Genomic DNA, 23,389 nt, shown 5'->3' on the forward strand with positions numbered 1-23,389 from the left:
CAAGCCTTTCGCAGCCAGCCAAGCATTATTACCGCCATTCCTCATTTGGCGGGATAGCGCACGGCTGTACCCAAACCCGCCCTAGAGGCGGGTTTTGTTTTTCCGTCTCCAGGGCCTTTGACAAAAAGCCAGGAGACACCCATGAGCACCTGCACCGCGCCTTACTCTGCCGACCCGGGACTGCTTGAACATTACGTGAAAAAGATTCTTGCTGCCCCGGTGTACGACCTGGCGGTGCGCACGCCCTTGCAGGCGGCCCCGGCCTTGTCGGCGCTGCTGGGTAACCAGGTATTGCTCAAGCGCGAAGACTTGCAACCGACCTTTTCCTTCAAGATTCGCGGCGCCTACAACAAGCTGGTGCAGCTCACGCCTGGGCAGAAAGCGCGTGGCGTCGTCACCGCGTCGGCCGGCAATCACGCCCAGGGCGTGGCCCTGGCGGCGCGGGAGCTGGGGATCGAGGCGCGCATTGTCATGCCCGCCAGCACCCCTGAGCTCAAGGTGCTGGGCGTGCGTTCACGCGGCGCGCAAGCGGTGCTGCACGGCGCGAGCTTCCCCTTTGCCCTGGCCCATGCGCTGCAGTTGGCCGAGTCGTCCGGCTGCACCTTCGTCTCGCCGTTCGATGACCCGGACGTAATTGCCGGCCAAGGCACCGTGGCCATGGAGATCCTGCGCCAACAGCAAGGGCCGTTGGACGCGATCTTCGTGCCGGTGGGCGGCGGTGGCCTGATCGCCGGCATTGCCGCGTACGTCAAATACCTGCGGCCCGAGGTGCGCATCATCGGCGTCGAACCCGAAGGGTCCAGTTGCCTGTTGGCGGCGCTGCGGGCCGGTGAACGGGTGGTGCTGCCCAGCGTTGACGGGTTTGCCGACGGCACGGCGGTGGCGCAGGTCGGCGCCTACGGGTTCGAGATCTGCCGGGACTGGGTGGATGAGGTCATCACCGTCAGTAATGACGAACTGTGCAGCGCCATCAAGCTGATCTACGACGACACACGTTCCATCACCGAGCCGTCCGGCGCGTTGGCAGTCGCCGGCATTCGTCAATACGTGGCCAGCCACAATCTGCATGGGCAGACCCTGGTGGCGATCAATTCCGGGGCGAATATCAACTTCGATAGTTTGCGACATGTTGCCGAAAGGGCCGCTGCGCAAGGCGCCGTTCAATCCCAAGCGCAGGGTTAAACGTTTAATCGACGCGGTTCGACGACGATTCAACGCATGCTGTTTAACGTATATAACCCCGTACAGTGCTTATGAAGAAAGGTTACAACGAGGGCGGTTTTTGCCGAGTAGGCTTGGGTGTTACAAGCGTCTTCCAAGGTCGGTAAGACGTGGCGGGCGAGCGCCCGCCAGCTTCATGACAATCTGTTGGCAGTCTCAGGAAAGGAGAGGTTGACCATGCTTTCGGAATTAGAACTTCGCAGCATTATTGAAGGAAGTTTCCTGCCCAAACGGTGCGAATGCATCAAAGCCGAAGATGCCTCGTTGACGATCAAGGTCTATGACGACCGTGACCGTGATCGGGTGGATCTGGAAGTCAAAGGCATTAACGCGGACAAACTCGACAGCAGTCGAGCCATTTGCAACCTGATCACCGGGCTGCGCGAAGACCTCAAGCACACCCACGCACCCGTCCTTCAACGAGCGTCGGAGCGCGGCGTCTACTAGCTGGACGCTTGAGTGTGATGCACCGAAGCCCTGTGGGCCTGGATGAACGCCAGGCCCAATACGGTTTCTGTAACCACCGCCAGCAAGATGCCGGGTCCCGCATTGCCATTGATCCACTCACTGAACCCTGATGCCGCCAACACAAAGCACCCGGTGATGAACCCGGTGGTCAGCGCGCGGCGTGTGTCTGAAGGGGGCGCGTGGCGCGCGCGGTAGAATAGAACATGACGCCAATGCCCAGGAACAACGCGGCGTTGCGGCGCGACACCAGCCCGGTGGCGCTGGAGTATTCGACGCTCCACAACCACAGCATCAGGTCGGGGCGCAGTCCCCAGATGAGTGCTAAGGCGAAGCAGAGCAGGGCGGTAAAGGTGGCGAGGGTGCGAAAACTCAACAGCATGGCGAATCCTTTCGGCCTTATGACAAGCCCGCAAGACTACGCCTATTTGTGCGGGCCTGGCACCGTTGTTTCAACGCTTCAGTTCTGGAAATCGCAGGCTTCGGACATTTTTCGATAGCTCACGTCTTCCACCTTGCCCGCCTTGTCCAGGAACTTGATATCCGCCTTGATGACCTTGCATTCGTCAGTCGGGGTTTCGTTCATGGCCAGGACCTTGTCGATGTTCATCGGCAGGCCGTAGTGATAAGGCACCGGTTTGACGGCGGCTGTTTGATCGTCGGCCTGGGCCAGGCCTGACACAGCCGCCAGTGCAAGGGCGGCACCGAGCATCAACGTGCGCAGTTTCATGGTGGTTCTCCGCAACAAGTGGGTACAACTTCACTCTCGGCTTGCGGGATTAACCATCGATTAATGTTTGCCTGGCTGACAAAACCTTCATCCAAGCTGGTGGCGGTACGGCAGGTCTGGTCCGGTCTTGCCACACGTCAGCGCGGCGGCGCGAATGGCGAAGCCCAGCATCGCGTCGATCTGGGCACGCGTGAGCTGTTGCAGGCCCTCGACTGAATCCCGCTGCTGCTCGGTCAGCCAGGCAATCAACGCGGCCTGGAAGGTATCACCGGCACCCACCGTATCGGCCATTACCACCTTGACTGCAGGTTGCGACCAGTTGCCGTGCTGGCGGCTGAACACACTGGCGCCGTCGCCGCCCCGTGTCAGGAAGACCAGCTGGCAACGGTGTTGCAACCAGCCCTGTAGCACGCTTTCCGGCGACTGGTCGGGGTAGAGCAGGTGCAGGTCCTCGTCGCTGACCTTGATCAGGTCGGCATGCTTGACCAATTCCGCCACGCGGTCGCGCCACAACTGGATATCCGGTTGCGGGTTGAGACGCACGTTGGGGTCGAGGCTGATCAGGCGTTGGCCACTTTCGCGCCTGACCAGGTTCAGCAGGGTGTCGCCAACCGGTTGCACGACCAGCGAGAACGAGCCCACATGCAGGCCGCGAATCTCAGCCCCCAGCGCCGGCAGGTGGGCGACTTCCAGCAGCCGATCGGCACAGCCTTCGCCGCGAAAGTTGTATTGCGGTGAACCATTGGCGCCCACGGCGACCATCGACAAGGTGGTCGGTGCGGCGAATTCCACCAGGAACTGCTCGCTGACCCCTTCATCCTTGAGCACCTGCAGCAAGCGGCGGCCCAGGAAGTCGGTGGACAAGCCACCGAACAACCCGGCCTCGATGCCCAGCCGGCGCAGCCCCACGGCGACGTTGAACGGCGAGCCGCCGGCAATTGCCTTGTAGTTGACCTTGGAAGCCTGCCCACTGGCATCTTCCTCGCTGAAAAAATCAAACAGCGCTTCGCCACACACCAGATACATAGTCGTTCGCTCTTAAAGGGTTGCCACGTGCTGTTGATAGCGCTCGTAAGCCTGTTGATAGGCGCTGACGCTGGCTGCCACCGGTAGCGTACGGCTGGCGGGGTCGACGCTCACGCATTTGTCGCACAGGCTGGCCAGGGATTCGCCGGACTGGCTCCAGGCCGCCTGGATGGCCGCGCCCAAGGCTGCGGCTTCGCTTTGTTCGGTGCAGATCACTTCGGTGTTCATGATATCGGCAACCATCTGCCGCCACACCGGGCTTTTCGAACCCCCGCCGATCAAGCGGATGCTCTGGCTTTGCAGGCCTGTCTGGCGCAGCAGGTCGAGGCCATAGCGCAGGCCGAAGGTGGTGCCTTCGACCACGGCGCGGCACAGGTTGGCGCGGGTCAGGTTGGTCATGGTCAGGCCGTGCAGGCTGCCGGTGGCGTGGGGCAGGGCGGGCACGCGCTCGCCGTTGAGGAACGGCAGCATGCTCACACCGTCGGCCCCGATGGGGGCGTGCTCGACCAGCGTATTGAACGCGGCCAGGTCGAGGTCGAACAGCTCGCGGATCACCCCGGTGGCGTTGGTCAGGTTCATGGTGCAAATCAATGGCAGCCAACCGCCGCTGGACGAACAGAAGGTGGCGACCGAGGCTTGCGGGCTGACGTTGGGCTGGTCGGCAAACGCATACACGGTGCCCGACGAGCCCAGGCTCATGGTGATCACGCCCGGAGCTATGTTCCCGGTGCCAATGGCGCCCATCATGTTGTCGCCGCCGCCACTGGAGACGATGGCGTTGGGGTTGATGCCCAGGCGTTCGGCGATGGCAGGCAGGACGGTGCCAACGGTTTGGTCAGCCTCTATCAACTGCGGCAAGGCGTGTTCCAGGCGACCGCTCGGGTCGATGTGCCTGAGCAGTGCCACATCCCACTCACGGCTGCGCACGTTGAAATAGCCGGTGCCCGAAGCATCGCCGTACTCGGCGACGGCGCGACCGGTAAGCCAATAGTTGAGGTAGTCGTGGGGCAGCAGGATATGCGCGATACGCGCGAAGATGTCCGGGTGTTGTTCGCGGGTCCATAGCAGCTTGGACACGGTGTAGCCGGGCGCAATGGCGACGCCCAGGCGCTCCAGCGAGCCGTTCTCGCCGCCCAGGTACGCCAGCAGGCGGTCGTTCTCTGGCGCGGTTTCGGTGTCGCACCACAACTTGGCCGGGCGCAGTACGTGGCCTTGGTCATCGAGCAATACCAGGCCGTGCTGTTGCCCGGACACGCCGATACCGAGGATGTCCTGGCCATCCACGCCGGCCTGTTGCAGGGCGCGGTGGGTGGCTTCGGTAAAGGCGTCCAGCCATTCCTGGGTGTGCTGCTCGCGCCGTCCGTTGGCGCCGCTGATCAGTGTGTGGGCTGCGGCGCCGAGGCCGAGTACCTGGCCGCTGGACGCGTCGAGGACAATGGCCTTGGTGCCTTGGGTACCGCAGTCGATGCCGAGAAACAGGTTTTGCTGGGTCATGAGGATTTGCTCAGCATTATTGTTGGATTGAAATGCGGTCATGGTGGGCGCTGGCTTGCTTGCGATGTGGATCAGTCAGCCATGAAGTGACTGACAGACCGTCATCGCAGGCAAGCCAGCGCCCCCCTGGTCAAGCCGGTTTCTTCAAGAGACTTTGCAGGGTTTGTGTCACGCCCTTGTCGCGCAAACTCACGAAACACCGCTCGAACGCTGCCACAAACGCAGGGGAGTTGGGAATAGCCGTGCCAAAAATCTCCTCCACCCCCAGCAAGCGTTTACTGATCAACCCATCATCACTCACCAGCCCCTGGCAAAACGCTGCACGCGGATCGGGAATCTGGTAGCTCACCCCCTGCTCATCCACGCCCTTGAGGTACAACGCCCAGGCCGCCACCACCAGCGCTGCGCGCTCAGTCTCGCGTCCATCGGCAATCAGGCGATTGATGGTCGGCACGGTGAACTTGGGAAACTTCGACGAACCATCCGAGCACACCCGCTCCAGCTGATCGGCAATTGCCTGGTTGGAGAAGCGGTCCACCAGCGTCTGCTTGTACTCGGTCAAATCGATGCCCGGCACTGGCGCCAGGTTCGGCGTGACGTCCAGGTCCATGTAGGCGCGCATGTAGGCCACGAACACCGGGTCATTCATGGTCTCGTGCACAAACCGATAACCCTTGAGAAACCCCAGGTAGGTCAGCGCCAGGTGGCTGCCGTTGAGCAGGCCGATCTTCATTTCTTCATAAGGCGTGACGTCATCGGTGAACTGCACGCCGACCTTTTCCCAGGCCGGGCGACCGTTGACGAATTTGTCTTCCAGCACCCACTGCACGAAAGGTTCGCACACCACCGGCCAGGCATCGTCAACGCCGTGATCGTCGTGCAATTGCAGGCGGTGCGCGGTGCTGGTCATCGGTGTAATGCGGTCGACCATGGCATTCGGGAAGCTCACGTTGGCCTTGATCCAGTCGTGCAGTTCGGCATTGTGCAGGGCCGCGAACGCCAGCAGCGCCTTGCGCGTCACGGCGCCGTTGTGCGGCAGGTTATCGCAGGACATCACGGTGAACGCCGGGGTGCCGGCAGCGCGGCGTTTGGTCAGGGCGGCGCAGATGAAGCCGAACACGGTTCTGGGCGCCGTCGGGTGGGCCAGGTCGTGCTGAATCTGCGGCAGGTGCGCCATGAATTCGCCGTTGCTGTCGTCGATGCAGTAGCCGCCTTCGGTGATGGTCAACGAGACGATGCGAATCTGCGGGCTGGCGAGTTTATCGATCAATGCCTGGGCGCCGTCTTCTGCCAACAGCATGTCGCTGATCGAGCCGATCACGCGCACTTCGGTGTCGTCGGTGTCGCCCAGTTCATACAGGGTGAACAGGTAGTCCTGGCCGGCCAGGTCATCGCGGGCCTTGCGGTCCTCGGCACGCAGGCCGACGCCGCAGATGCTCCAGTCCAGGCCTTCCCCCGTGTTCATCAACGCATCGGTGTAATACGCCTGGTGCGCACGGTGAAAACCACCGACACCGATATGGGCGATGCCCTGGCGGGTATCGGCAATGGCATAGGCCGGGATTTTCACGTCCGGCGCCAATTGAGTGAGGTTCTGTTTATTCAGTTTCATCACGAGTCTCGCGAAATCAGGCGGCGGCGCGCAGTGGGCGGGCCACGGCTACACCGTCGGTGTCGAACAGATGGCAGTGCGCCGGGTCCAGGTGCAGGTGCAGCGTCTCGCCGTACTGGCTGGCCATGTCGCCGCGAATCCGCATGGTCAGCGGCTCGCCGTTGGCGGTGATGACGTGGCAGAACGTGTCGCTGCCCAGGCGTTCGCCGACATCGGCAGTGACGGTCAGGGTGGTTTGGCCGGGGGCGGCGATTTCAAGGTGTTCCGGGCGAATGCCGAGTGTGACGGCGCTGCCGACGCTCAGCGTGGCGCCGCTCAGGGGCAGGCTGATGGTGGTGCCGGCGTCCAGCTGCACCTCGCAACCCTGGCTCTCGACACGGGTGACCTTGCCCTTGAGGAAGCCCATTTTCGGCGTTCCCAGGAAGCCCGCCACAAACAGGTTGGCGGGTTGGTGATACAGCTCCAGTGGCGAGCCGACCTGCTCGATACGGCCGCTGTTCAGCACCACGACTTTGTCGGCCAGGGTCATGGCTTCAACCTGGTCGTGGGTGACGTAGATCATGGTCGCTTGCAACTCTTTATGCAGGCGTGCCAGCTCCAGGCGCATCTGCACGCGCAGGGCGGCGTCGAGGTTGGACAGCGGTTCGTCGAACAGGAAGATCTTCGGGTTACGCACAATCGCGCGGCCGATGGCTACACGCTGACGCTGGCCGCCGGACAGTTGCTTGGGCTTGCGCTCCAGCAACGGCCCCAGCTCAAGGATGCGCGCCGCTTCGCTGACCTTGCTGTCCACCAGCTTCTTGTCGACGCCGGCCAGGTCCAGGGCAAACGACATGTTCTTGCGCACACTCATGTGCGGGTACAGCGCGTAGGTCTGGAACACCATCGCCAGGTCACGCTTGGCCGGGGTCACTTCGGTGATGTCACGGCCGTCCAGTTCGATGGTGCCTTCCGTCACTTCTTCCAAACCGGCGATCAGGCGCAGCAGGGTGGATTTACCGCACCCTGACGGGCCGACGAACACCACGAACTCCTTGTCGTTCACTTCCAGGTCGATGCCCTTGATGATGGAAAAGCCTTCGAAGCCTTTTTGCAGATTCTTGATTTTCAGGTTGGCCATGGGATGGGCCTCCGCGTTGAATTTTTTATTGAAAGGCCGTTATTTCACGGCGCCGAAGGACAAACCGCGCACCAGCTGCTTCTGGCTGATCCAGCCAAAGATCAGGATCGGCGCGCAGGCCAGCGTCGAGACGGCGGACAATTTGGCCCAGAACAACCCTTCGGGGCTGGAGTAGGAGGCGATCAATGCGGTCAACGGCGCAGCGGTCGACGAGGTCAGGTTCAGCGACCAGAACGCTTCGTTCCAGCACAGGATCAGCGACAGCAGCACGGTGGACGCCAGGCCGCCCTTGGCAATCGGCAGCAGCACGCGGACCATTTCCTGCCACAGGGTGGCGCCATCCAGGCGGGCGGCTTCGAGGATGTCCTTGGGAATGTCCTTGAAGTAGGTGTAAACCATCCAGACCACAATCGGCAGGTTGATCAGGGTGTAGATGATGATCAACGCAATGCGCGTATCCAGCAGGCCAAAGCTCTTGGCCAGCAGGTAGATCGGCATCAGCACGCCCACCGGTGGCAGCATCTTGGTGGACAGCATCCACAGCAGCGTGCCTTTGGTGCGCTGGGTTTCGTAGAACGCCATGGAGTAGGCGGCCGGTACCGAGATCAGCAGGCAAAGGGCGGTGGCGCTGAACGAGATCAACACCGAGTTCCACGCATAACTGAAGTAGTTGCTGCGCTCGTTGATGTGCAGGTAGTTCTCCAGCGTCGGGGTGAAGATGAACTGCGGTGGCGTGGCGAACGCGTCGATTTCGGTCTTGAAGCTGGTCAGCACCATCCAGAAAATCGGGAAGAAAATCAGGATCGCGATGGCCCAGGCCAGGGTGCCGAGCAACAGGCTTTGCAGGCGGCGGGATTGTTGGAGCGTCATGGCGCGGCCCTCAAGGCTTGTCAGTCAGGTTTTTGCCGATCATCCGCACCAGGATGATCGCCGCGATATTGGCGATGACCACGGCAATCAAACCGCCCGCCGAGGCCATGCCCACGTCGAACTGCACCAGCGCCTGGTTGTAGATCAGGTAGGCGAGGTTGGTGGACGCATAGCCGGGGCCACCGTTGGTGGTGGTGAAGATTTCGGCGAACACCGAGAGCAGGAAGATGGTTTCGATCATCACCACCACCGCAATCGGGCGGGCCAGGTGGGGCAGGGTCAGGTGCCAGAAGATCGCGATGGCACCGGCACCGTCCAGGCGCGCGGCTTCCTTTTGTTCCTGGTCGAGGGACTGCATGGCGGTCATCAGCAGCAGGATCGCGAACGGCAACCACTGCCACGACACAATGATGATGATCGACAGCAACGGATAGTGTGCGAGCCAGTCCACCGGCTCGGCGCCGAACAGCTTCCACACGGCGGCGAGAATCCCCGACACCGGGTGGAAAATCAGGTTCTTCCAGATCAGCGCACCGACCGTGGGCATGATGAAGAACGGCGAGATCAACAACACCCGCACCAGGCCACGGCCGAAGAACTCACTGGCTTCGAGCAGGGCGCTGATCAACACGCCGAACACTACGCTGATCAACAGCACGCTGCCGACCAGCAACAGGGTATTGGTGGCGCCGGGCAGGAAGCCTGAGTCGGTGATGAAATAGGTGAAGTTCTCCAGGCCCACGAATTGGTTTTCGCCGGGGTAGAGTAGGTTGTAGCGGATCAGCGAAAAGTACAGGGTCATGCCCAGCGGCACGATCATCCACAGCAGCAGCAAGGCCACCGAGGGGCTGACGAGGAACCAGCCGGGGTTGGCCAGGCGGTTTTTGGGTGTTGTATTCATTAGGATCAAGACCAGTCGGGTGCAGGCGGAACTAGAATCGGAGCGTGGTCAATGTGGGCGCTGGCGTGCCTGCGATAGCATCACAACGGTCTGGCTGACAGACCGAGTCGCCTGCATCGCAGGCGAGCCAGCTCCCACACGAAGCATTTACCGCGGTGTACCCCTTTTATTTGGGATAACCCGCCCGCTTCATTTCACGCTCGGTGGTGGTCTGGGCGGCGGTCAGTGCAGCATCCACCGTCTGCTGGCCGGTCAATGCGCCCGAGAAGAACTTGCCGACCTGGGTACCAATCGCCTGAAATTCAGGAATGGTGACCAACTGGATACCGATATAAGGCACCGGCTTGAGGGTCGGTTTGGTCGGGTCCGCGACTTTCAGCGATTCGAGGGTCACTTTGGCGAACGGTGCCGCCTTCATGTATTCGTCGCTGTAGGTGGATTTGCGTGTGCCTGGCGGTACGTTGGCAATACCGTCGGTCTTGGCCACCAGCTCGCCATATTCCTTGGACGTTGCCCAACTGGTGAATACCTTGGCGGCATCCTTGGCCTTGGAACTGGTCGGAATGGCCAGGCTCCAGGAGTACAGCCACGAAGTGCCCTTGTCGGTCTTCTCGTGGGGGGCAAAAGTGAAGCCGACATGGTCAGCCACTTTGCTCTGGGTCTTGTCGGTCACGAACGAGCCGGCCACGCTGGCGTCCACCCAGATGGCGCACTTGCCGCTGTTGAACAGCGCCAGGTTTTCGTTGAAGCCGTTGCTGGAAGCGCCCGGTGGGCCAGACTTCTTCATGTTGTCGACGTAGAAGGTCAGCGCGTCCTTCCATTCAGGCCCGTTGAATTCAGGTTGCCACTTTTCATCGAACCAGCGTGCACCGTAGCCGTTGGCCAGGGTGGTGATCAGTGCCATGTTCTCACCCCAACCGGCTTTGCCGCGCAGGCACAGGCCGTACTGCTCTTTGGTCTTGTCAGTGAGTTTGGCCGCGAATTCGCCGATCTGGCTCCAGGTCGGGTGCTCGGGCATGGTCAGCCCGGCGTCCTTGAACAGGTCGGTGCGGTAATAGGTGATCGAGCTTTCGGCGTAGAACGGCAGGGCGTACAGCGAACCCTTGACGGACAGACCGTCACGCACTGAAGGGAATACATCGTCGAGGTCGTAGGACGCCGGCAGGTCCTTCATAGGCTCCAGCCAGCCCTTGGCGCCCCAGAGTGCAGCTTCGTACATGCCAATGGTCAACACATCGAACTGCCCGCCCTGAGTGGCGATGTCGGTGGTCAGGCGCTGGCGCAGCACGTTTTCTTCGAGTACCACCCAGTTGAGCTTGATGTCCGGATGCTCGGTCTCGAAGGTTTTCGAGAGCTTTTGCATGCGGATCATGTCGCTGTTGTTGACGGTGGCAATGGTCAGGGTCTGCGCGCCAAAGCTGACGGCGCTGAGGGTCATGCAGGTGGTCATGCAGGTAGAAACAAGCAGTGCTTTTGCTGTGAACTTCATCGCGCACTCCATTTCCGCGCCCAGGGGGCTACAGAAGGACAGTTATTGTTGTTGTGTCTTCCTACAGTCGTCAGGAAGAGTGTGCGTTGATTACAGCCTTCAAATGGGCTTATGACAAATCCTTGGGCGCACTTGGACTGATACTTTTTTGCACTGGAGTGAGGGGGGCTGAAACGATTTATTTGGGTGGGTTGGGATCAAGTGTGGGCGCTGGCTTGCCGGCGGCGCCATCGACACGGTGTATCAAGCGACCCGAGGTGCATGCCGGCAATGCGGCGACCCGATGAGCCAGCGGCCACGAAAAACAACATTGCGCTCACATCAGGCCAGGTTCTGTTCGGTCAGCCGCTGCACCGCCAGGCGCCGGTAGTGGGAAGGGGTCATGCCCTTCAACTGCTGGAAACGCCGGTTGAAGTTGGAGATATTGTTGAACCCAGACTCGAAGCACACATCCGTCACGGCCTTGTCGCCATCGGCCAGCAGCTCGCAGGATTTGCTGATGCGCAGGCGATTGACGAACTCGATAAAAGTGCGCCCGGTGGCCTGCTTGAACACGCGGGAAAAATAGGTCGGCTTCATGCCCAGGTATTCCGCCACTTCTTCCAAGGACAGTTCCCGCGCGTAATGCGCAAAGATGTAGTCCACCGCGCGGTTGGTGCGGTCGATGCTGTGCTCATCGGCCAGTTGCGGCGTGGTCACGCCGGACAGCAGTTGGTAGTCCTCACAGGCGCTCAGCACTTCCAGCAGGATAAAGAAGTGCCCCAACCGTGCCATCCCCTGGGCGTCCTCGATGCGTTGCATCAAGGTCATGGCCTGGGCAATGGTCTTTTTGCAGCGGAACTCGATGCCGTATTGCGCACGCTCGAGCAACGGGGCCAGGGTCCTGAGTTCGGCGAAGATGTGGCTGCCGTGCTCGAACAACTCATCGGTGAAGTTCACCAGCATGTCGCGCTTGGGCACTACCTCGTCTTCCTCCACCTGGCTGATCCAGTTGTGGGGCAGGTTGGGGCCGGTGAGGAACAGGCTTTCCGGGTAGAAGTTGCCGATATAGTCGCCAATGAAGACCTTGCCGGAGCTGGCGACGATCAGGTGCAACTCGTACTCCTTGTGGAAGTGCCAGCGCACCAGCGGGCAGGGGAAACCGTGCTGGCGATAGATGATGGACAGGCCGTTGTGGTCGTCCATCAGTTCGTAGGATGGGTCGGTGACACGCGTTGCTCGGGTCATGCTGCCGTCGCTTTATTGTGGTTGCTGTGTAGGATAATGCCCCCTCACGCGCCACCTCGCCAGCGCCGCTGTTTAGACGTTGCGGTTTTTTGCCTCGATCCACTGGGACATGTACTGCGTACTCTTGTGGGCGTGGTGGCGCAGCATGCTGCCGGTGAAGTTGTCCCGGCGATGGGCCGTCAGGTGGCTGCGACACTGCTCCAGGCACGCCACTAGCGCCGGGCCATGGACATGCTGGGCATAGCGGCGGGCAAGCAGTTGGCGTCCGTCTTCCTGGGCCTGGGTCCAGCGCTCGCGGTCCTGGTAGAGCGCCACGGCCGCCGCCGCCAGGGCGGGTGCGCTGCGTTCGATCATGCCCGGCCACGGCTGTTCATCACCCATGGCCTCGGCGCCGATGGGCGTGGTGATGTTCGGTGTGCCGCAGAGCATCGCATCCGCCAGCTTGCCCTTGATGCCCGCGCCGAATCGCAGGGGCGCCAGGCAGATACGCGCGGCGCTCATCACCTTCAAGGCATCTTCGGCCCAATTCATCACATGAAAACCCTGCGCCGGGTTATGCAATGCCGTGGCTTTGGGCGGGGTGTAGGCGCCATAGAGGTGCAGCTGCGCGCCCGGCAATTGCTGGCGGATCAGCGGCCACAGGCTGTTTTTCATCCAGAGCACCGCATCCCAGTTGGGCGCGTGGCGGAAGTTACCGATGCTGAGAAAGTGCGCACGGTCTTCAAACGGTGTGAACGGCGCGGTCGGCGGTTCGAGCATCAGCGGGCACCAGTGGAGCAGGGCGGCCGGCACCTTGAAGTGCTCGGTGAGCAAGCGGATTTCCAGGTCGGAGATCATCAGGCTGATATCACAGCGGTAAATGGCCGCGATTTCGCGCTTGGCCAGGTCGGTTTCGGCCATCAGGCGGAATTCCTCCTGCAACGCCGGCGAAAACAGCGCGCTGAAGTCGTCGCTGTCGGGGTGCGCCTTCAGGTGGTCCTTGAGGCGCTGGTGACGTGCGTCGCGCAGGCTTTGCAGGTCGGAGGTTTCCAGTACGCGCAGGGCGTCAGGGCAGCATTTTTCTACGCGCCAGCCGAACTGTTCTTCCATCATGAAACGGTCGAACAGCACGATATCCGGTGCCAACTCGCGGATAAAGTCATCGAAACTGCTGTTATTGAGTGCGATGGCGCATTCCGCGATGCCCAACGCAAGCAAGTCGGCCTTGTGCTCGCCGAGGGTCGCAGGGCTGCTGAAGGTGATGTCCCAACCTTGTGCAAGAAAACTGTCGAGGATTTGCATCATATGTCCGCCTGCAGCCGAGGAGCGGGGCTCCGGCCAGACATAACCAATGACCAGGACTTTGGTGGCAGGCTGATTCATCAACAACAGGTTCCTTGAAGGGCAGAGCGCAGGGCGCGCAATTAAACCATAACCGGCGACATGACAATTTATGCCTGGCGGTAGGTAGCCATCGCACTTTGTGGTTAACTTCCGCTTCTCGAATTCGTTTTATCAAACCCAGCATAAGGATTCTGTTCATGGCTCAAGTCACCCACCGTGGCAACCCGATCCAGGTTGAAGGCGATCTGCCGCAAGTCGGCACCCAGGCTCCTGAGTTCACCCTGACCGCCGGCGATCTGTCGGATGCAACCCTGGCGACCTTCGCCGGCAAGCGCAAAGTGCTGAATATCTTCCCAAGCGTCGACACCCCGACCTGCGCCACCTCGGTCCGCAAGTTCAACGCCCAGGCCAACGACCTGAACAACGCCGTTGTCCTGTGCATCTCCACCGACCTGCCATTTGCCCAGGCACGCTTCTGCGGCGCTGAAGGCCTGGAAAACGTGAAGAACCTGTCGGACTTCCGCAGCGCGGCGTTTGCCGTCGACTACGGCGTGGCCATCGCCGAAGGCCCGCTCAAAGGCCTGACCGCTCGTGCCGTTGTCGTCCTGGACGAAAACGACAACGTGCTGCACAGCGAACTGGTCAGCGAAATCGGCCAGGAGCCGAACTACGAAGCAGCCCTGGCTGTTTTGAAGTAACTGTTTCGGTACGTTACTGTCGTTTTGCAGTAACACGCTTGATGCATGATTGCGGCCTGGCCTAGTCCAGGCCGTTTTTATTTGTCGGTCAGCGGCTTAGCGAAATAGCCCATGAACTAAGGTCAGAAGTTAAAAGTTGTAAGCCCAAGGTAAATAGCCGGTAAAGGCGCTTTTCTTAATGCGCCCCAGTGCTTATCTTTCAGCCTCCCAAAGAAGAAGCTCTCGCGCCCAATGGTTGATCAATCCATGCAATCCTCCCCCCGTAAGTCCCGCCGCTGGCTGTTCGGCCTGCTGGTGCTACTGGTTATCGCCGGCCTGTGCTGGAAGTTCTGGCCCGGCAGCCACAAGGATGGCACCGAGCAGAAGCCCGCCGGGCATGCCGGCAAGTCGGGGATGATGCGCCCAGGCTTTGGTGGCTCCACCGGCCCGGTGCCGGTGCGCGTGGCCCCGGCGGTGCTCGGGGAATTCCCGGTGTATTACAAGGCGCTGGGCACGGTAACCGCACTCAACACCATCAATGTGCGCAGCCGGGTGGGCGGCGAGCTGGTGAAGATCGCTTTTGAAGAAGGCCAGATGGTCAAGGCCGGCGACCTGCTCGCCGAGATCGACCCGCGCAGTTACCAGAACGCCTTGCTCCAGGCCCAGGGCACGCTGATGCAGAACCAGGCCCAGCTGAAAAACGCGCAGGTCGACGTCCAGCGTTATCGCGACCTGTACGCCCAGGACAGTATCGCCAAGCAGACCCTGGACACCGCCGAAGCGCTGGTCCTGCAATACCAGGGCACGGTCAAGACCAACCAGGGGGCGGTGGACGACGCCAAGCTCAACCTCGAGTTCACCAAGATCCGCGCGCCGATCAGTGGCCGTGTCGGCCTGCGCCAGGTGGACGTGGGCAACCTGGTGGCGGCCAACGACACCACCTTCCTCGCGGTGATCACCCAGACCCAGCCGATCAGCGTGGCCTTCACCCTGCCGGAAAATACCCTGGAAACCGTGCTCGCCCGCTACCACGCCGGCAACAAGCTGCCCGTGGAAGCCTGGGACCGTGGCGACGTGAAGCAACAGGCCACCGGCGTGCTGCAGAGCCTGGACAACCAGATCGACGTCACCACCGGCACCCTGAAATTCAAGGCGCGTTTCGATAACAAGGACCAGGCGCTGTTCCCCAACCAGTTCGTCAATGTGCACTTGCTGGCCGACACCCTGCACAACGTGGTGCTGGCGCCATCGGCGGCGATCCAGTTCGGCAACACCGGCACCTTCGTCTACGTGCTCGACGGTGACAAGAAGGTCAAGGTGCAGCCCCTGGTGGTCGGTGATACCGATGGCGACAACACGGTGATCAAGGAAGGCCTCAAGGCCGGCGACCGCGTGGTGCTGGAAGGCACCGACCGTCTCAAGGATGGCAGCGAGATCGAAGTGGTCAACGACAGCAGCGAAGTGCCGACCACCCCGACCGAACACCTGCAAGGCAAGCCTGCGGCCAAAGGGGAGACCGGCACCACTGCTGGCAAGGCGCAAAAGGTCGGTTCATGAACCTGTCGCGGCTGTTTATCCTTCGCCCGGTCGCCACCACGCTGAGCATGCTGGCCATTGTCCTGGCCGGCATCATCGCGTACCGCTTGCTGCCGGTGTCGGCCTTGCCCCAGGTGGACTACCCGACGATCCGGGTGATGACCCTGTACCCTGGCGCCAGCCCGGATGTGATGACCAGTGCGGTCACCGCGCCGCTGGAGCGCCAGTTCGGGCAAATGCCGGGCCTTACGCAGATGGCCTCCACCAGTTCGGGTGGAGCGTCGGTGCTGACCCTGCGTTTCAACCTCGACATCAATATGGATGTCGCCGAGCAACAGGTGCAGGCCGCGATCAACGCCGCCACCAACCTGTTGCCCAAGGACCTGCCGGCGCCGCCGGTGTACAACAAGGTCAACCCGGCGGACACCCCGGTGCTGACCCTGGCGATCACCTCCAAGACCATGCTGCTGCCCAAGCTCAACGACCTGGTCGATACGCGCATGGCGCAGAAGATCGCGCAGATCAGCGGCGTCGGCATGGTCAGCATCGCCGGTGGCCAGCGCCAGGCCGTGCGGATCAAGGTCAACCCCGAGGCCCTGGCGGCCAACGGCCTGAACCTGTCGGACGTGCGCACCCTGATCGCCGCCTCCAACGTCAACCAGCCCAAGGGTAACTTCGACGGCCCCACCCGCGTGTCGATGCTCGACGCCAACGACCAGTTGGTTTCACCCCAGCAATACGCCGAACTGATCCTGGCCTACAACAATGGCGCCCCCCTGCGCCTCAAGGACGTGGCACAAATCGTCGACGGCGCCGAGAACGAACGCCTCGCCGCCTGGGCCAACGAAAACCAGGCCGTGCTGCTGAATATCCAGCGCCAGCCGGGTGCGAACGTGATCGAAGTGGTCGACCGCATCAAGGCGCTGCTGCCGAGCATCACCGACAACCTGCCGGCCGGCCTCGACGTGACGGTACTCACCGACCGTACACAGACCATCCGCGCGTCGGTCAAAGACGTGCAGCACGAATTGCTCATTGCTATTGCCCTGGTGGTGATGGTGACGTTCCTGTTCCTGCGGCGCGTCAGTGCCACCCTCATTCCCTCGATTGCCGTGCCGCTGTCGCTGGTGGGCACCTTTGGTGTGATGTACCTGGCGGGTTTTTCCATCAACAACCTGACGCTGATGGCCCTGACCATTGCCACCGGCTTCGTGGTGGACGACGCCATCGTGATGCTGGAGAACATCTCCCGCTATATCGAGGAAGGCGAGACCCCGCTGGCCGCCGCGCTCAAGGGCGCCAAGCAGATCGGCTTCACCCTGATTTCCCTGACGCTGTCGCTGATCGCGGTGTTGATCCCGCTGCTGTTCATGGCCGACGTGGTAGGGCGCTTGTTCCGCGAGTTCGCCATCACCCTGGCGGTGGCGATCCTGATTTCCCTGGTGGTGTCCCTGACCCTCACGCCGATGATGTGCGCGCGCTTGCTCAAGCGCGAGCCCAAGGAGCAAGAGCAGAGCCGCTTCTACAAGGCCAGCGGCGCCTGGATCGATTGGCTGATTGCGCGTTACGGGAGCCTGTTGCAGTGGGTGCTCAAGCACCAACCGCTGACGTTGCTGGTGGCCATCGCGACCCTGGGCTTGACCGTATTCCTCTACCTCGTGGTGCCCAAGGGTTTCTTCCCGGTGCAGGACACCGGCGTGATCCAGGGCATTTCCGAAGCGCCACAGTCGATCTCCTTTGCGGCCATGAGCCAGCGCCAGCAACAGTTGGCCAAGATCATCCTGGCCGATCCCGCCGTGGAAAGCCTGTCTTCCTATATTGGTGTGGACGGCGATAACGCGACCCTCAACAGTGGGCGCTTGCTGATCAACCTCAAGGCCCACGGCCAGCGTGACCTGAGCGCCGCCCAGGTGATCACCCGCCTGCAGCCGGAAATCGACAAGCTGGTGGGCATTCGCCTGTTCATGCAGCCGGTGCAGGACCTGACCATCGAAGACCGCGTGAGCCGTACCCAGTACCAGTTCAGCATGTCTTCGCCGGACGCCGACCTGTTGGCGCTGTGGAGCGAAAAACTGGTCCACGCGTTGAGCCAGTTGCCCGAACTCACCGACGTGGCCAGTGACTTGCAGGACAAGGGCCTGCAGGTGTACCTGGTGATCGACCGCGATGCCGCCTCGCGCCTGGGCGTCAGCGTGTCGACCATTACCGACGCGTTGTATGACGCCTTCGGCCAGCGGCAGATTTCCACGATCTACACCCAGGCCAGCCAGTACCGCGTGGTGCTGCAGGCCCAATCCGGCGAAACCCTGGGGCCGGAGGCGCTGAACCAGATCCATGTGAAGACCACCGACGGCGGCCAGGTGCGCTTGTCCAGCCTGGCTCACGTGGAACAACGCCAGGCCCAGTTGGCGATTGCGCACATCGGCCAGTTCCCGGCGGTGATGATGTCGTTCAACCTGGCCCCCGGCGTTGCGCTGGGCAAAGGCGTGGAGCTGATCAACCAGACCCAGAAAGACATCGGCATGCCGGTGGGCGTACAGACCCAGTTCCAGGGCGCAGCCCAGGCGTTCGAAGCGTCGCTGTCGAGCACTCTGCTGCTGATCCTGGCGGCGGTGGTCACCATGTACATCGTGCTCGGTGTGCTCTACGAGAGCTATATCCACCCGATCACCATCCTCTCGACCTTGCCGTCGGCAGCGGTGGGGGCGTTGCTCGCCTTGCTGCTCAGTGGCAACGACCTGGGCATGATCGCGATCATCGGTATCATTCTGCTGATCGGTATCGTCAAGAAAAACGCGATCATGATGATCGACTTCGCCCTCGACGCCGAGCGCAACCAGGGCCTCGACCCGCAAACCGCTATCTACCAGGCGGCGTTGTTGCGTTTCCGGCCCATTCTGATGACCACCCTGGCCGCACTGTTCGGCGCGGTGCCGTTGATGCTGGCCACCGGTTCTGGCGCGGAATTGCGCCAACCGCTGGGCCTGGTGATGGTCGGCGGTTTGCTGGTGAGCCAGGTATTGACCCTGTTCACTACGCCGGTGATCTACCTGTACTTCGATCGCCTTGGTCGCCGCTGGCGCAAAGAGCCGCAAAGCCTGGAGCCGGTTGAGTCATGAACCTGTCCGGACCTTTCATTCGCCGGCCGGTCGCGACCATGCTGCTGAGCCTGGCGATCCTGTTGCTCGGCGGTGTCAGCTTCAATCTGCTGCCGGTGTCGCCGCTGCCGCAGATCGACTTCCCGGTGATCGTGGTGTCGGCCAGCTTGCCCGGCGCCAGCCCGGAGGTGATGGCATCTACCGTGGCCACGCCCCTGGAGCGCTCGTTCGGCGCGATTGCCGGCATTACCACCATGAGCAGTTCGTCGAGCCAGGGGTCTACCCGGGTGATCCTCGCGTTCGACTCCGACCGCGATATCAACGGCGCGGCGCGGGAGGTGCAGGCGGCGATCAACGCCTCGCGTAACCTGCTGCCCAGCGGTATGCGCAGCATGCCCACCTACAAGAAGATCAACCCGTCCCAGGCGCCGATCATGGTGCTGTCGTTGACCTCGGACGTGTTGCAGAAGGGCCAGCTGTACGACCTGGCCTCGACCATTCTGTCGCAAAGCCTCTCGCAAGTGCCCGGTGTGGGCGAAGTGCAAATCGGCGGCAGTTCCCTGCCAGCGGTGCGCATCGAGCTGGAGCCCAAGGCCCTCGACCAGTACGGTGTGGCCCTCGACGATGTGCGCAACACCATCGCCAACGCCAACCAGCGCCGGCCCAAAGGCTCCCTGGAAGACAGCCAGCGCAACTGGCAGATCCAGGCCAATGACCAGTTGGAGAAAGCCAAGGACTACGAGCCACTGCTGATTCGCTACCAGAATGGCGCCGCCCTGCGGTTGGGCGACGTCGCCCGGATCAGCGACGGCGTGGAAGACCGTTACAACAGCGGCTTCTTCAACAACGAACCGGCCGTGCTGCTGGTGATCAACCGCCAGTCCGGCGCGAACATCATCGAGACCGTCCGGCAGATCAAGGCCCAGTTGCCGGCGTTGCAGGCGGTGCTGCCGTCCAGCGTCAAGCTGAGCCTGGCCATGGACCGCTCGCCGGTGATCACCGCCACCTTGCACGAAGCCGAGATGACCTTGCTGATCGCGGTGGGGCTGGTGATCCTGGTGGTGTACCTGTTCCTGGGGAATTTCCGTGCTTCGCTGATCCCGACACTGGCGGTGCCGGTGTCGCTGGTGGGCACCTTCGCGGTGATGTACCTGTACGGGTTCTCGCTGAACAACTTTTCGCTGATGGCATTGATCCTGGCCACCGGCCTGGTGGTGGACGATGCCATCGTGGTGCTGGAGAACATTTCCCGGCACATCGACGAAGGTGTACCGCCGATGAAGGCGGCCTACCTGGGCGCCCAGGAGGTCGGCTTTACCTTGCTGTCGATGAACGTATCGCTGGTGGCGGTGTTCCTGTCCATCCTGTTCATGGGCGGGATTGTCACCAACCTGTTCCGCGAGTTCTCCATCACCTTGTCGGCCGCGATCATCGTGTCGCTGATTGTCTCGCTGACCCTGACCCCGATGCTTTGCGCGCGCTGGCTCAAGCCCCATGTCAAAGACCAGATGACCGGCTTGCAGCGCTGGAGCCAGAAGATCAACGACCGTATGGTCGCCGGCTATGCCACCAGCCTGGACTGGGTGTTGCGCCATCGTCGCCTGACCCTGCTCAGCCTCTTGCTGACCATCGGCATGAACGTGGCGCTGTACGTGGTGGTGCCGAAAACCTTCATGCCCCAGCAGGATACCGGCCAATTGATCGGCTTTGTGCGAGGCGATGACGGCCTGTCCTTCAGCGTGATGCAGCCGAAGATGGAAACCTTCCGCAAGGCGGTGCTCAAGGACCCTGCGGTGCTCAGCGTGGCCGGCTTCATCGGCGGCAACAACGGCACCAACAATGCGGTCATGCTGGTGCGCCTCAAGCCCATCAGCGAGCGCAAGTTTTCCGCCCAGGCGGTCATCGAGCGCCTGCGCAAGGACGTACCGCTGGTGCCGGGCGGGCGGTTGTTCCTGATGGCCGACCAGGACCTGCAGTTCGGCGGCAGCCGCGACCAGACCAGCGCACAGTATTCCTACATCCTGCAAAGCGGCGACCTGGCGGCACTGCGCCTGTGGTACCCGAAAGTGGTGGCGGCCTTGCGTGAGCTGCCGGAACTTACTGCTATCGACGCCCGCGAGGGACGGGGCGCGGCGCAGGTTACGCTGGTGGTCGACCGCGACCAGGCCAAGCGCCTGGGCATCGACATGGACATGGTCACGGCGGTGCTTAACAACGCCTACAGCCAGCGGCAGATTTCCACTATCTACGACAGCCTCAACCAGTACCAGGTGGTGATGGAGGTCAACCCCAAATACGCCCAGGACCCGATCACGCTCAACCAGATGCAGGTGATCACCGCCGAGGGTGCACGGGTGCCGTTGTCGACCATTGCCCATTACGAGAACAGCCTGGCAGACGATCGCGTCAGCCACGAAGGTCAGTTTGCCTCGGAAAACATCGCCTTCGACATGTCGCCGGGCGTGACGGTGGAGCAGGGCACGGCCGCCATCGAGCGGGCAATTGCCAAGGTCGGCTTGCCAGAGGACGTGATCGCCAAGATGGCCGGCACGGCCGACGCCTTTGCGGCCACGCAGAAAGGCCAGCCGTTCATGATCCTCGGCGCGCTGGTGGCGGTGTACCTGGTGCTGGGCATTCTCTATGAAAGCTACATCCACCCGCTGACGATCCTCTCGACCCTGCCGTCGGCGGGCGTTGGCGCCATGCTCGCCATCTACCTGACGGGAGGCGAGTTCAGCCTGATCTCCTTGCTGGGCCTGTTCCTGCTGATCGGGGTGGTGAAGAAGAACGCGATCCTGATGATCGACCTGGCCTTGCAACTGGAGCGTAACGACGGCCTGGGCCCGCAGGAGTCGATCCGCAGTGCTTGCCTGCTGCGCTTGCGGCCGATCCTGATGACCACGCTGGCGGCGATCCTCGGTGCGTTGCCCTTGCTGCTGGGCACGGGCGATGGCGCGGAAATGCGTCGTCCCCTGGGCCTGACCATTATCGGCGGCCTGGTGTTCAGCCAGATCCTGACCCTCTACACCACCCCGGTGGTTTACCTTTATCTCGACCGCGCGCGCCATCGCTTCAACGCCTGGCGCGGCGTGCGTACCGATGCTGCCCTGGACACTGCGCTATGACCGATTCAACCTTTGCCCGATTGGCCCTGTTCCGCGGTTCCCGCGTGGCGAGCCTGGTGCTCTGCGGCGCGCTGCTCAGCGCCTGCGCCGTCGGCCCCGACTACCAGCGCCCGGAAGTCGTGGAGCCGGCGCAGTTCAAGGAAGCCCAGGGTTGGCGCCAGGCAACGCCCAGCGATTCACTGGCCCGTGGCGCCTGGTGGGAGTTGTACGGCGACCGCCAGCTCAACGACCTGGTACTGCGCTTGAACTCATCCAACCAGACCGTGGCCCAGGCCGAAGCGCGTTTTCGCCAGGCCCAGGCGCTCGTGCGCAGTTCCCGCGGTGCGTTTTACCCCACCGTCGACCTGAGCGCCGGGAAAACCCGCGCCAGCCAGGGCACCGGCAGCAGCAGCGCCAGCCTCAGCAGTTCCAGCAGCGGCATCCGCGACACCCTCAATGCGCAGTTGGGCGTGAGTTGGGAAGCGGACATCTGGGGCAAGTTGCGCCGGGGCCTCGAAGCCAACGAGGCCAGCGCCGAAGCCAGCTCGGCGGACCTGGCGGCGATGCGCCTGAGCCAACAGTCGGAACTGGTGCAAAGCTACCTGCAACTGCGGGTCATGGATGAACAGACACGCCTGCTGCAAGCCACGCTGGAAACCTATCAGCGTTCCTTGCAAATGACCGAAAACCAGTACCGAGCCGGGGTGTCCGGCAAGGATGCGGTGGCCCAGGCGCAAACCCAACTGAAAACCACCCAGGCCAGCCTGATCGACCTGATCTGGCAGCGCGCCCAACTGGAAAACGCGATTGCCGTGTTGATCGGCGAGGCGCCAGCCAACTTCAACCTGGCGGTGAGCCGGGACATCCCGGCGCTGCCGCAGATTCCAGTGAGCCTACCCTCGCAACTGCTGGAGCGTCGCCCGGACATCGCATCGGCTGAACGCTCGGTGATCGCCGCCAACGCCAATATTGGCGTGGCCAAGGCCGCCTACTACCCGGACCTGAGCCTGAGCCTGGCCGGTGGCTACTCCAGCAGCACCTACGCCAACTGGATCAGCTTGCCGAACCGGTTCTGGTCGGTGGGGCCGAAGCTGGCCATGACCCTGTTCGATGGTGGCCAGCGTTCGGCGGAAGTCGACCGCACCGTGGCCTCCTATCACGAGACCGTCGCCAAGTACCGCCAGACCGTGCTGGATGGTTTCCGCGAAGTGGAAAACTACATGGTGCAGCTCAAGGTGTTGGAAGACGAGGCAGTGGTCAGCAATGAAGCGCTGGAGGCGGCGCGTGAATCGCTGCGCCTGACCCAGAACCAGTACAAGGCCGGGCTGATTGCCTACCTGGACGTAGTCACCGTGCAAGCCACGGCCTTGAACAACGAGCGCACGGTGCTGACGTTGCTGCAGACGCGCCTGGTCGCCAGTGTGCAACTGATCGCCGCACTGGGCGGTGGCTGGGATGGGCAGACACCGATCGCCGACAAACGGTAAAGCCGAACG

The 23,389-nt window shown here is 62.1% G+C and carries 17 protein-coding genes and 1 pseudogene; 7 read left to right on the forward strand and 11 right to left on the reverse strand.

Translation table 11 applies throughout. From position 1 onward, the window contains the following. Positions 1 to 141 precede the first annotated feature (141 nt). Together ilvA and ATH90_RS12510 are read left to right on the forward strand one after the other, a co-directional pair. Positions 142 to 1,182, forward strand: a complete 1,041-nt coding sequence (gene ilvA / locus ATH90_RS12505; protein WP_098466386.1) for a threonine ammonia-lyase, biosynthetic — start codon at positions 142 to 144, stop codon at positions 1,180 to 1,182. A 216-nt stretch (positions 1,183 to 1,398) separates the two neighbouring features. Further along, positions 1,399 to 1,668: a DUF1652 domain-containing protein gene (locus ATH90_RS12510; RefSeq protein ID WP_034104707.1), complete on the forward strand. Its 270-nt coding sequence runs from the start codon at positions 1,399 to 1,401 to the stop codon at positions 1,666 to 1,668. Here the strand turns inward: ATH90_RS12510 and ATH90_RS12515 are convergent. The 11 genes and pseudogenes from ATH90_RS12515 to ATH90_RS12565 all read right to left on the reverse strand — a co-directional run bounded on the left by ATH90_RS12515 (position 1,665) and on the right by ATH90_RS12565 (position 13,517). Continuing rightward, positions 1,665 to 2,068: pseudogene (locus ATH90_RS12515) on the reverse strand (hypothetical protein). The gene ATH90_RS12510 and the pseudogene ATH90_RS12515 sit on opposite strands and share 4 nt — an antisense overlap. Before the next feature lie 78 nt (positions 2,069 to 2,146). Continuing rightward, positions 2,147 to 2,416 (reverse strand): DUF2790 domain-containing protein, encoded by a 270-nt coding sequence (locus ATH90_RS12520; RefSeq protein WP_034104711.1) that lies wholly within the window; start codon positions 2,414 to 2,416, stop codon positions 2,147 to 2,149. 87 nt (positions 2,417 to 2,503) lie between these two features. After that, positions 2,504 to 3,442, reverse strand: coding sequence for a carbohydrate kinase family protein (locus tag ATH90_RS12525; RefSeq protein WP_034104713.1), 939 nt, complete (start codon positions 3,440 to 3,442; stop codon positions 2,504 to 2,506). Positions 3,443 to 3,454: 12 nt separating this feature from the next. Next, the gene (gene xylB, locus ATH90_RS12530; protein WP_034104800.1) at positions 3,455 to 4,936 is read right to left on the reverse strand and encodes a xylulokinase; all 1,482 of its coding nucleotides are present in this window, start codon (positions 4,934 to 4,936) and stop codon (positions 3,455 to 3,457) included. A gap of 130 nt (positions 4,937 to 5,066) precedes the next feature. Then, the gene (locus ATH90_RS12535; protein ID WP_098466387.1) at positions 5,067 to 6,548 is read right to left on the reverse strand and encodes a mannitol dehydrogenase family protein; all 1,482 of its coding nucleotides are present in this window, start codon (positions 6,546 to 6,548) and stop codon (positions 5,067 to 5,069) included. Positions 6,549 to 6,564: 16 nt separating this feature from the next. Continuing rightward, positions 6,565 to 7,668, reverse strand: a complete 1,104-nt coding sequence (locus ATH90_RS12540; protein WP_034104718.1) for an ABC transporter ATP-binding protein — start codon at positions 7,666 to 7,668, stop codon at positions 6,565 to 6,567. 39 nt (positions 7,669 to 7,707) lie between these two features. Further along, the gene (locus ATH90_RS12545; protein WP_012723930.1) at positions 7,708 to 8,538 is read right to left on the reverse strand and encodes a carbohydrate ABC transporter permease; all 831 of its coding nucleotides are present in this window, start codon (positions 8,536 to 8,538) and stop codon (positions 7,708 to 7,710) included. Between the two features lie 10 nt (positions 8,539 to 8,548). Then, positions 8,549 to 9,439, reverse strand: a complete 891-nt coding sequence (locus ATH90_RS12550) for a carbohydrate ABC transporter permease (protein WP_034104722.1) — start codon at positions 9,437 to 9,439, stop codon at positions 8,549 to 8,551. A gap of 166 nt (positions 9,440 to 9,605) precedes the next feature. Beyond that, positions 9,606 to 10,889 carry an ABC transporter substrate-binding protein gene (locus ATH90_RS12555; protein ID WP_371919465.1) on the reverse strand — a complete coding sequence of 428 codons (1,284 nt, stop codon included), beginning with the start codon at positions 10,887 to 10,889 and terminating at the stop codon, positions 9,606 to 9,608. A gap of 360 nt (positions 10,890 to 11,249) precedes the next feature. Beyond that, positions 11,250 to 12,155 (reverse strand): AraC family transcriptional regulator, encoded by a 906-nt coding sequence (locus ATH90_RS12560; protein ID WP_034104726.1) that lies wholly within the window; start codon positions 12,153 to 12,155, stop codon positions 11,250 to 11,252. Positions 12,156 to 12,227: 72 nt separating this feature from the next. After that, a complete protein-coding gene (locus ATH90_RS12565) occupies positions 12,228 to 13,517 on the reverse strand; it encodes a glycosyltransferase (protein WP_098466388.1) in 1,290 nt (429 codons plus the stop codon). 158 nt (positions 13,518 to 13,675) lie between these two features. Here ATH90_RS12565 and tpx point away from each other — a divergent pair, with 158 nt between their 5' ends. The 5 genes from tpx (at position 13,676) to ATH90_RS12590 (ending at position 23,380) form a co-directional block, all read left to right on the forward strand. Further along, a complete protein-coding gene (gene tpx / locus ATH90_RS12570; RefSeq protein ID WP_034104730.1) occupies positions 13,676 to 14,176 on the forward strand; it encodes a thiol peroxidase in 501 nt (166 codons plus the stop codon). A 231-nt stretch (positions 14,177 to 14,407) separates the two neighbouring features. After that, a complete protein-coding gene (locus ATH90_RS12575; RefSeq protein ID WP_034104732.1) occupies positions 14,408 to 15,712 on the forward strand; it encodes an MdtA/MuxA family multidrug efflux RND transporter periplasmic adaptor subunit in 1,305 nt (434 codons plus the stop codon). Then, a complete protein-coding gene (locus ATH90_RS12580; protein ID WP_034104734.1) occupies positions 15,709 to 18,810 on the forward strand; it encodes an MdtB/MuxB family multidrug efflux RND transporter permease subunit in 3,102 nt (1,033 codons plus the stop codon). Before ATH90_RS12575 ends, ATH90_RS12580 begins: the two co-directional genes overlap by 4 nt. Continuing rightward, positions 18,807 to 21,914, forward strand: coding sequence for an efflux RND transporter permease subunit (locus ATH90_RS12585; protein ID WP_098466389.1), 3,108 nt, complete (start codon positions 18,807 to 18,809; stop codon positions 21,912 to 21,914). The genes ATH90_RS12580 and ATH90_RS12585 overlap by 4 nt, the downstream gene beginning before the upstream one ends. After that, entirely contained in the window at positions 21,911 to 23,380 is a 1,470-nt protein-coding gene (locus tag ATH90_RS12590) for an efflux transporter outer membrane subunit (protein WP_098466390.1), read from the forward strand. The genes ATH90_RS12585 and ATH90_RS12590 overlap by 4 nt, the downstream gene beginning before the upstream one ends. The last annotated feature ends 9 nt before the right edge of the window (positions 23,381 to 23,389 follow it).

Source organism: Pseudomonas lurida, from assembly GCF_002563895.1.
Classification (GTDB): Bacteria; Pseudomonadota; Gammaproteobacteria; order Pseudomonadales; family Pseudomonadaceae; genus Aquipseudomonas; species Aquipseudomonas lurida.

What these genes read in the sequence shown, in the direction of transcription:
- tpx (WP_034104730.1), top strand. Translation starts at nt 13,676, where the DNA reads ATGGCTCAAGTCACCCACCGTGGCAACCCGATCCAGGTTGAAGGCGAT.
- xylB (WP_034104800.1), bottom strand. Translation starts at nt 4,936, where the DNA reads ATGACCCAGCAAAACCTGTTTCTCGGCATCGACTGCGGTACCCAAGGC.
- ATH90_RS12525 (WP_034104713.1), bottom strand. Translation starts at nt 3,442, where the DNA reads ATGTATCTGGTGTGTGGCGAAGCGCTGTTTGATTTTTTCAGCGAGGAA.
- ATH90_RS12575 (WP_034104732.1), top strand. Translation starts at nt 14,408, where the DNA reads ATGGTTGATCAATCCATGCAATCCTCCCCCCGTAAGTCCCGCCGCTGG.
- ATH90_RS12540 (WP_034104718.1), bottom strand. Translation starts at nt 7,668, where the DNA reads ATGGCCAACCTGAAAATCAAGAATCTGCAAAAAGGCTTCGAAGGCTTT.
- ATH90_RS12535 (WP_098466387.1), bottom strand. Translation starts at nt 6,548, where the DNA reads ATGAAACTGAATAAACAGAACCTCACTCAATTGGCGCCGGACGTGAAA.
- ilvA (WP_098466386.1), top strand. Translation starts at nt 142, where the DNA reads ATGAGCACCTGCACCGCGCCTTACTCTGCCGACCCGGGACTGCTTGAA.
- ATH90_RS12510 (WP_034104707.1), top strand. Translation starts at nt 1,399, where the DNA reads ATGCTTTCGGAATTAGAACTTCGCAGCATTATTGAAGGAAGTTTCCTG.
- ATH90_RS12585 (WP_098466389.1), top strand. Translation starts at nt 18,807, where the DNA reads ATGAACCTGTCCGGACCTTTCATTCGCCGGCCGGTCGCGACCATGCTG.
- ATH90_RS12565 (WP_098466388.1), bottom strand. Translation starts at nt 13,517, where the DNA reads ATGAATCAGCCTGCCACCAAAGTCCTGGTCATTGGTTATGTCTGGCCG.
- ATH90_RS12545 (WP_012723930.1), bottom strand. Translation starts at nt 8,538, where the DNA reads ATGACGCTCCAACAATCCCGCCGCCTGCAAAGCCTGTTGCTCGGCACC.
- ATH90_RS12580 (WP_034104734.1), top strand. Translation starts at nt 15,709, where the DNA reads ATGAACCTGTCGCGGCTGTTTATCCTTCGCCCGGTCGCCACCACGCTG.
- ATH90_RS12555 (WP_371919465.1), bottom strand. Translation starts at nt 10,889, where the DNA reads ATGACCACCTGCATGACCCTCAGCGCCGTCAGCTTTGGCGCGCAGACC.
- ATH90_RS12550 (WP_034104722.1), bottom strand. Translation starts at nt 9,439, where the DNA reads ATGAATACAACACCCAAAAACCGCCTGGCCAACCCCGGCTGGTTCCTC.
- ATH90_RS12560 (WP_034104726.1), bottom strand. Translation starts at nt 12,155, where the DNA reads ATGACCCGAGCAACGCGTGTCACCGACCCATCCTACGAACTGATGGAC.
- ATH90_RS12520 (WP_034104711.1), bottom strand. Translation starts at nt 2,416, where the DNA reads ATGAAACTGCGCACGTTGATGCTCGGTGCCGCCCTTGCACTGGCGGCT.
- ATH90_RS12590 (WP_098466390.1), top strand. Translation starts at nt 21,911, where the DNA reads ATGACCGATTCAACCTTTGCCCGATTGGCCCTGTTCCGCGGTTCCCGC.